The sequence below is a fragment of the Streptomyces capoamus genome (genome assembly GCF_014654935.1).
Classification (GTDB): domain Bacteria; phylum Actinomycetota; class Actinomycetes; order Streptomycetales; family Streptomycetaceae; genus Streptomyces; species Streptomyces capoamus.
The window spans coordinates 189,236-196,664 of sequence record NZ_BNBF01000010.1 but is presented as its reverse complement, the minus strand read 5'-3'; the positions used below and the strand labels follow the sequence as shown (position 1 = coordinate 196,664).

Sequence of the window (7,429 nt, the reverse complement as noted above, 5' to 3'; positions counted from 1 at the left end):
GCCAGGGACTCGAACCCCGGACCCGCTGATTAAGAGTCAGCTGCTCTAACCAACTGAGCTAGCGGCGCCTGCTGACGTCGTAGACATTAGCATCCTGGTCGGCAGGAGGAAAAATCGAAATCCGCACCGCCGCCCGGGCGGCCCGCACGGCCGCCCAGAGCAGCACCTCCGGGCCGGGCAGCCAGGGGCGCCGGGTGTCCGGGGCGACCAGCCAGCGGGCCGTGCCGGAGGCGTCCGCGCAGGTCAGGGGCGGGACGGTCACCGCGTCGCCGACGCCGTGACACAGCAGCGGCGGCACCGCCCGCGCCCGCTGCGACCCCCACTCCTCCCAGTCCAGCAGCGAGGGCAGCCGCTGAGCCGTCCCCGGGGCGGCGAACAGCAGCATCCGCCCCCGGAACACCGCGACCGGGCCCGAGCCGGCGCCCTCGTCCCACAGCCGGTCCAGCATGCGGCGCCCGAACACCGCCGGGGCGCTCACCACGTCGAAGACGGTGCCGCAGGGCAGGACGACCGGGGCGTCCGGGCGCTCCTCCCACAGGGCCAGGGTGCTGCGCGCGTGGCTGCCCGCCGAGGCGAGCCAGGCGATGCCGTCGGAGCCGACCCGGGTGACGTTCGGTGCGCTGCTCATGCACTACGGATACAGCCTGTGAACGATTCGTTCCGCTGGGTTGCCGAAAACCGGGACAGGGTCGACCCGGGAGGAGTATCTTGCCCGCCTGGCATATGCCGACCGGGTGTTACAGCGGATCGCCGGGTCTTACAGCGGATCGGCGGGCGTGCGTCCGTCCGGCTCGCCGCGCATCAGGTCCCGCCCGAACTCGACCATCTTCTTCGCGTAGTCCTCGGTCCACTCCGCGCGCTCGGCGATGTCCGCCGGGGTCAGCCGGTCGAACCGGCGCGGGTCGGCGAGCTGGGCCGCCGCGAGGGCCTGGAACTCCACGGCCCGGTCGGCGGCCGCGCGGAACGCCTGGGACAGCTCCGTGGCCCGGGCCAGCAGCGCCCGCGGGTCCTCGATCGACTCCAGGTCGAAGAAGTGCTCCGGATCCCCGGCCGCCTCCGCGGGCTCGAAGAGCAGGGGCGCGGGGCGTAGCCGCGGTTCGTTCCGTCGCGGCGTGGGCTCCGCCATGTCGTGTCTCCTCCTCGTACGGTCCTCCGGCGCCGCCTTCGGGTGGGCCACCGTCCATTGTCCCGCGTCGGCGCAAGGGCACCCGGGCCCGAGGAGGAAAGGGGGGCGGAACCGGGGCTACACCTGCACCAACGGCTCCCGGGTGAAGAGGCTCCCCAGCGACGGCGCGTTCACCCGGCGGTCGGCGAGCCGCAGGGCCTCCCACACCGTGACCTGGTTGGCGGTGAGCACCGGCTTGGACAGGGCCTTCTCCAGCAGGCCGAGGTGCGCGGCGGTGTGCAGGGCGGTGTCCGGCAGCAGCACGGCCTCCGCGTCGGCCGCGTCGGCGGCGCGGGCCAGCGTCAGCACCTCCTCCTCGCCCCAGGTGCCGGCCTCCGCCGCGGTGACGGCGCCCGAGGAGCGCAGCCCGGTCACCTCCAGGCCGCCGGCCCGCAGGAAGTCCGCGAACAGCGCGGTGACGTCGTCGGCGTAGGTGGCGCCGACGGCGACCCGCCGTACGCCGATCTCCCGGGCGGCGTGCACGAAGGCGAAGGACGTCGAGGAGGCCGGCATGCCGGCCAGCCGGGCCAGGGTCCGCACCTGCTCCTGGGCGCCCTCCCAGCCGTGGGTGAAGCTGCCGCTGGTGGACGCCCACACCACCGTCTCGGCCCCGGCCAGCCGCAGCTCCTCCACGCCCTCGGCGAGCCGGGCGGCGGAGTCCGCGTCCGCGCCGGGGCCGGTGCGGCTCAGCTCGACCCGGATGTCGCTGCCCAGGAGCTGCTCCATGCGTGGGTAGTCGTCCTCGGCGAAGTGGCCCGGGTAGAGGAATCCGAGTGCGGTCATGTCCAGCCTTCCTGCTGTTGCGCGGGCAGTACGGGCCGTGCGCGGGCAGCTGCGGCTCACAGCGCCGCGCGGGCTCCGGGTCCCGGGTACCCACTCGGCGCGGCGGCACCGGCCTCACGCTCGGTGATGCGCGGGCAAACGATCGTGGGCGCGCCCCTGTTGACGGCGGTGGTCCGGGGTGCGAGCGTGGTCCGTCCGCGCATGCCAGACGCCGGGAGCCGCCCCGCATGACGCCGACCGTGCCCACCGTGCTGGTCCTCGACGCCGATCCGCCGCCCCGGCTCGGCCGCCTCACCGGGCGCGCCCGGATCGTGCACACGGACGCGGCGCACCTGGCCGAGCGGCTGCCCGCCGCGGACGTGCTGCTGGTGTGGGACTTCACCTCGCACGCGGTGCGCGGGGCGTGGCCCGGGGACGGGCCCCGGCCGCGCTGGGTGCACGCGGCGAGCGCGGGCGTGGACCATCTGATGTGCCCGGAGCTGGCCGCGTCGGACACGGTGGTGACCAACGCGCGCGGGGTCTTCGACCAGCCGGTCGCGGAGTACGTGGCGGCCCTGGTGCTGGCGGTCGCCAAGGATCTGCCGCGGACGCTGGAGTACCAGCGGGAGCGGACCTGGCGGCACCGGGAGACCCGGCGGGTGGCGGGCACGCGCGCGTGCGTGGTCGGCTCGGGGCCGGTCGGCCGGGCCACCGTCCGCGCGCTGAAGGCGCTGGGCGTGACGACGGCGCTGGTCGGGCGGGTGCCGCGGACCGGCGTGCACGGGCCGGACGACCTGGACCGGCTGGTCTCCCGCGCGGACTGGGTGATCGCGGCGGCCCCGCTGACCGAGCGGACGTACCGCATGTTCGACGCCCGCCGGTTCGGTGTGATGCAGCCTTCGGCGTTCTTCGTGAATGTCGGCCGGGGTGACCTGGTCGACGAGGAGGCCCTGGCCCGGGCGCTGGCCCGGCGGTGGATCGCGGGCGCGGCGCTGGACGTGTTCGCCGCCGAACCGCTGCCCGCGGACAGTGCGCTCTGGGAGCTGCCGGGGCTGATCGTATCCCCGCACATGAGCGGCGACACGATCGGCCGGCGGGACGAACTCGGCGCGCAGTTCGTGGAGTTCTACGAGCGGTGGGCGGCGGGCAGAGCGCTGCCGAACGTGGTCGACAAGGCGCGCGGTTACGTACCCGGCCACTGAGGGCCGCGGAGGACGAGGCGGCGGAGCGGGGTGCGGGCGGGAAGAGCCGAGGTCCGTCCCCTGGGTCATGACGCTGGCATATGCCACGGGATCTCCGCCCCGGTTGGGGGCCCGAGCCCCCCGGAGAATCTCGCCAACCCCCTCTCTCCGGCACCGGTTTGACAGCTATCGTGGAGAGGATCCGCCGACCCGGATCGCGGCCGAGGGGGACGACATGAGGATCGAGCCGACCGCCCCGTACCACTCCGCCCAGGACGCGCTGCGCGTGCTGGAGACCGTGGCCCGGCACTCCGCCGGCGTCACCGACACCGAGCTGGCCCGCCGCACCGGCCTCGGCGCCGAGCGGCTCACCGCCCTGCTGCGGATGCTGCGCCGCGAGGGCTACGTCGAGCAGATCACCGACGGCGCGTACGTCACCGGCGACACCCTGCGCCGGCTCACCTCGGCGCACGACCGGGAGCAGGCCCTGCGCGACAGGCTCCAGCGCATGCTGGACCGGCTGCGCGACTCGGTCGGCGCGGCGGTCTACCTCAGCCGGTACCTGGACGGCGAGGTCCGCGTCACCCAGTACGCCGCCGGGCCCGGCACCCCCGCGGTCAACGAGTGGGTGGACTTCCGCTGCTCCGCCCACGCGACCGCCGTCGGCAAGAGCCTGCTGACCCAGCTGGACCACAACGCCCGCCGCGACCACCTGTCCCGGTACAAGATGGCCCGGCTGACCTCCCGGACGATCACCAGTGACAAGCTGCTGCTGTCCCGGCTGGAGTCGCAGCCGCCGACGGTGCCGGTCCTGGACCTCCAGGAGTACGCGGTCGGCACGGTCTGCGCGGCGGTGCCGCTCACCGCGGGGTCCTCGGTGGGCTGCCTGGCCGTCTCGCTCCCGGTGGAGCACGCGCACCGGCTGAAGCAGGCGGCGGAGACCCTGAACCGGAACGCGGCCCCGGTGGTCCTGTCGCTCACGCTGTAGATCCGGCGTGGTCACGAGCACCCCCCGGGACCAGGTAGTATTTTCTTCGTCGCCGGCCACGGAGGAAAAACCGAGGCGGGCGGGAGTCATGCGCCGCTAGCTCAGTTGGTTAGAGCAGCTGACTCTTAATCAGCGGGTCCGGGGTTCGAGTCCCTGGCGGCGCACGTGATCGAAGGGCCCCTCGCGGAAGCGGGGGGCCCTTCGGCGTCTCCGGCGCTCTAGGGGATCATGCCGCCGGACTCGGAGAACATCGTGTGGGCCGCCACCATGAAGGCGACGCAGAAGGCGCCGGCCACGCCGAGGAAGACCAGTCCGGCACCGGTGCCGGCGAAGAGGCCGGCGCGCGCCGGGGGCCGGGCGGTGGCGCGCTGGGGCAGCTCCGGCAGGTAGCGCACGGTCACGACGTCGCCCTCCAGGACGGTGGCGGGGCCGTCCTCCTCCTCGAAGCGGACCGTGCGGCCCTCCCGGGTGGTGAACTCGTAGACGTGGTGGACGGTCGTGTGCACGGAGGTGTCCCCGCCACCCCCGCTGGTCGTCGTGAACATCCGCAGACAGCGCGCCTGCGCGGTCAGGCCGTGCGCCCACGTCCTGCTGATCCGCCGGGCACGGCGGACCAGCAGGAACGCGGCGGACGCGAAGCCCGCGAGCATGACGGCGGGTACGACGTAGAAGAGCGACTCGAACATGAGGTTCCCCCGGGACAAGGTCCGCCGCTGCCGATCGAGCGGTGTGGCGGGAACCTATCCGGTGCGCGGGGCGCCCGCCCTCAAGGGAACCTCAGTTTCCGTGCCGTACCGGAACGGGGATCAGAAGGTGACGTCCGAGCAGGCGTAGAACGCGTTGCCCGTGTCGGCGATCGTCCACACCGCGAGGATGACGTGGTGCCCGCTCAGACCGCTCGGCAGGGTGCCGCTGTGGCTGAGGGTGGCCGGCGGGCGCTGGCCGTTGTAGGGCACCGTCAGGAACGGGGTGAGGTTGAGGTCCGAGCGGGTGAGGTTGTGGTTCTGGTTCCAGCCCGGCTTGGTGATGTAGTACCTGAAGTCCGTCGTCGCGTGCATGGCGGTGAACTGCCAGCGGAACGTGTACGACTGGCCGCCCGTCACCTTGGTCGTGGGCCAGTCCGCGCCGGACGGCGTCCTCGGCGAGCTGAGCGGGGCGAACTGGCCCAGGCCCGCGTTGCAGAGCTGGCCGTCGGCGGGGCCGCCGGCCGGGAAGCCCTTGGGGCCCTCGACGCTCTGCGGCTCCCACTGGATCTGGCCGCAGTTCGCCACGGTGCCGTTCTGACAGAGTTTCTGCCTGCTGATGGGGAGGTCGGTGTAACCGTGCCCGCTGGCGCCGCCGGTGGAGAGCGCGAAGGCTCCGGCGGTGACCGCGCCCAGCACGATCGCGGACAACTTGGTCTTGGTGCGCATGCTGCCGCTCCTGGGGAACGTGGGAGTTCGGTGAGCCGTGCGGATTAGGTCTAGACCAAGCCTCAGATTATTGCCGCTAGTTGAACATGTCCATACCAATCGCGAACCCGCTGTGCGCCCACCCCTACACCGGCTCGCCGCGCCCCGAGCAGAACGCCACCGTCAGGTCACGGACCAGCACCTTGCGCTCGTAGTCGTCCAGTTCGACCAGACCGCGCACGGTCAACCGGGTCACCGTGTCCTCCACCGAGTCCACCACCGAGCTGAGCATGCTGGCCCGCTGCCGGGCGTCCAGCGCGGCGATCCGGCGCCGGTGCATCGCGGACGCCACCTCGGGCGCGTAGTCCACCCGCACCGGCTGCACCGAGAACACCTCGAGCCCGACCGGCGCGGTCTCCGTCCCCACCAGCCGGGTCAGCGCGTCCCCGGCCGCCGTCGTCCCGCCCCGCGTCCCGCCCGCGGGCTCCACCGGCACCCGGGCCAAAGCCGCCTCCACGCACTCGCGCAGATAGGTCTCGTGGTCGTCGATGCCGAGCAGGGCCCGCGCGGTGTCCCGCACCCGCCACACCACCAGCACCACCACCCGCAGCGCCACCCCGTCGGGGTCCGTCGCCGGCATCGCCTCGCTGCGCCAGTGCCGCAGCCGCACGTCCACCCGGCGGCGCAGCACCAGCGGGTTCACCCACAGCAGCCCGGTGCGCCGGACGGTCCCCCGGTACCGCCCGAACAGGCCCAGCACCCAGGCCCGTCCCGCCCGGCCCCGGGCCAGGCCGCCGAAGCCGAACGCGCCGAGCATCCCCGCCCCGGCGTACGCGGCCCACTGCGCGGGACCGAGGCCGGCACCCGTGGACACCGGCAGCCGCAGCGCCTCGCCGGCCAGCGGCGGCAGCAGGCCCGCCCACCAGGTGGTGGCCAGACAGCCGGTGACCCCGCAGGCCCCGGCGAGCACCCCGGCCGCGCCGGGCAGCACCCGCGCCGGGCGTTCCGCCAGCTCCGGGTCGGTCTGCGGCAGCGGCCGCCTGCGCACCGGCACCGGACGGCGCTGGCGCGGCTGTTCGCCGGTGCCCTGCCGGCGGGCCACCACGGCCGGCCGGAGCGGCACCTCCACCGGATCCGGGTCGTCCCGGAAGAGCAGGTGGACGGGGATCTCGGTGGTCGCCTCGGTGTGGATCAGGCGGACCGGCCGGATGCCGGGGCCGGCGGCCACGCCGTCCGACTGCCCCTCGGATCCGGGCGGCATGTGGGATGCGGTCGTACTCATGCGTGCTCCAGCCTCCGCGCCAGACGCGTCATGAAAGGGGTGGGGTGCAAGTGGGGTGCCCGGTCAGGCGAACAGGCGGCGCCAGGTCTCCGGTCCGGGGTAACCGTCCGCCGCGCCGCCGCGCCAGCCCTGGGCGCGCTGGAAGGCCTCGACGGCCCGCCGGTCCGCCTCGCCCCAGTGCGGTCCGGGACCGCGGTCGTAGAACCGGCCGAATCCCTTCTTCACCAGCTGGGCCCCGAGACGGGTGATGTGGTCGTTGCTGCGGCCCGGCCGGAAGTACTGCCGGCCGGGGTAGCCGGGGACCCCGTGCGAGGCGGGTCCGGCTGCCGTGACGTCCTTGCCCCGGCCGGTGGACAGCAGGTCCCAGGTGCGCCGGCCGGGGATCCCGTCGGCGTCGGCGCCCGTCCAGCCCTGGGCCCGCTGGAACGCCTGGGTGGCGCGCCGGTCGGCCTCGCCCCAGACCGGTCCCGGGCCGTGCGCGTAGGAGGAGCGCGCGCCCCGGGCGATCAGCATCTCGCCGAGCAGGGTGACGTACTTGTTGCGGGCGCCGGGGCCGAAGTAGGCCGCGCCGGGGTAGGCCACCGCGGCCTTCCCGCCGGGCGCCGGCCCGGCGCCGGCCGCGGCCTTGGTCAGTCCCTTGTAGCGGTACGGGACGTACTT

Annotated in this window: 9 protein-coding genes and 1 tRNA gene; 3 read left to right on the top strand and 7 right to left on the bottom strand. The window is 74.1% G+C overall.

All coding sequences use genetic code 11. From position 1 onward, the window contains the following. Positions 1 to 58: 58 nt before the first annotated feature. The 3 genes from IE312_RS18170 to IE312_RS18160 form a co-directional block, all read right to left on the bottom strand. The gene (locus IE312_RS18170) at positions 59 to 628 is read right to left on the bottom strand and encodes a bifunctional DNA primase/polymerase (RefSeq protein ID WP_189983022.1); all 570 of its coding nucleotides are present in this window, start codon (positions 626 to 628) and stop codon (positions 59 to 61) included. A gap of 129 nt (positions 629 to 757) precedes the next feature. After that, a complete protein-coding gene (locus tag IE312_RS18165; RefSeq protein WP_189983021.1) occupies positions 758 to 1,126 on the bottom strand; it encodes a DUF8844 domain-containing protein in 369 nt (122 codons plus the stop codon). Positions 1,127 to 1,243: 117 nt separating this feature from the next. Then, on the bottom strand, positions 1,244 to 1,948 hold the full coding sequence (locus tag IE312_RS18160; RefSeq protein WP_189983018.1) for a maleate cis-trans isomerase family protein: 705 nt from the start codon (positions 1,946 to 1,948) through the stop codon (positions 1,244 to 1,246). Between the two features lie 227 nt (positions 1,949 to 2,175). Between IE312_RS18160 and IE312_RS18155 the strand changes: the two genes are divergently transcribed. From IE312_RS18155 to IE312_RS18145, 3 genes are all read left to right on the top strand, one after another. Beyond that, complete coding sequence (locus IE312_RS18155) at positions 2,176 to 3,129, top strand: D-2-hydroxyacid dehydrogenase (RefSeq protein WP_189983016.1); 954 nt, start codon at positions 2,176 to 2,178, stop codon at positions 3,127 to 3,129. A 214-nt stretch (positions 3,130 to 3,343) separates the two neighbouring features. Beyond that, complete coding sequence (locus tag IE312_RS18150; protein ID WP_189983015.1) at positions 3,344 to 4,096, top strand: IclR family transcriptional regulator; 753 nt, start codon at positions 3,344 to 3,346, stop codon at positions 4,094 to 4,096. A 90-nt stretch (positions 4,097 to 4,186) separates the two neighbouring features. Then, positions 4,187 to 4,260 (top strand) — tRNA-Lys (locus IE312_RS18145). A gap of 54 nt (positions 4,261 to 4,314) precedes the next feature. On the opposite strand, the gene IE312_RS18140 is transcribed toward IE312_RS18145, so the two are convergent. From IE312_RS18140 to IE312_RS40690, 4 genes are all read right to left on the bottom strand, one after another. Next, positions 4,315 to 4,782, bottom strand: coding sequence for a DUF3592 domain-containing protein (locus tag IE312_RS18140; protein ID WP_189983013.1), 468 nt, complete (start codon positions 4,780 to 4,782; stop codon positions 4,315 to 4,317). A gap of 120 nt (positions 4,783 to 4,902) precedes the next feature. After that, a complete protein-coding gene (locus tag IE312_RS18135; RefSeq protein WP_189983011.1) occupies positions 4,903 to 5,508 on the bottom strand; it encodes a lytic polysaccharide monooxygenase auxiliary activity family 9 protein in 606 nt (201 codons plus the stop codon). A 124-nt stretch (positions 5,509 to 5,632) separates the two neighbouring features. Continuing rightward, positions 5,633 to 6,769 carry an SPFH domain-containing protein gene (locus IE312_RS18130; protein WP_189983009.1) on the bottom strand — a complete coding sequence of 379 codons (1,137 nt, stop codon included), beginning with the start codon at positions 6,767 to 6,769 and terminating at the stop codon, positions 5,633 to 5,635. A gap of 63 nt (positions 6,770 to 6,832) precedes the next feature. Next, a partial coding sequence (locus IE312_RS40690) for a peptidoglycan-binding protein (protein WP_229900028.1) occupies positions 6,833 to 7,429 on the bottom strand: 597 nt, incomplete at its 5' end.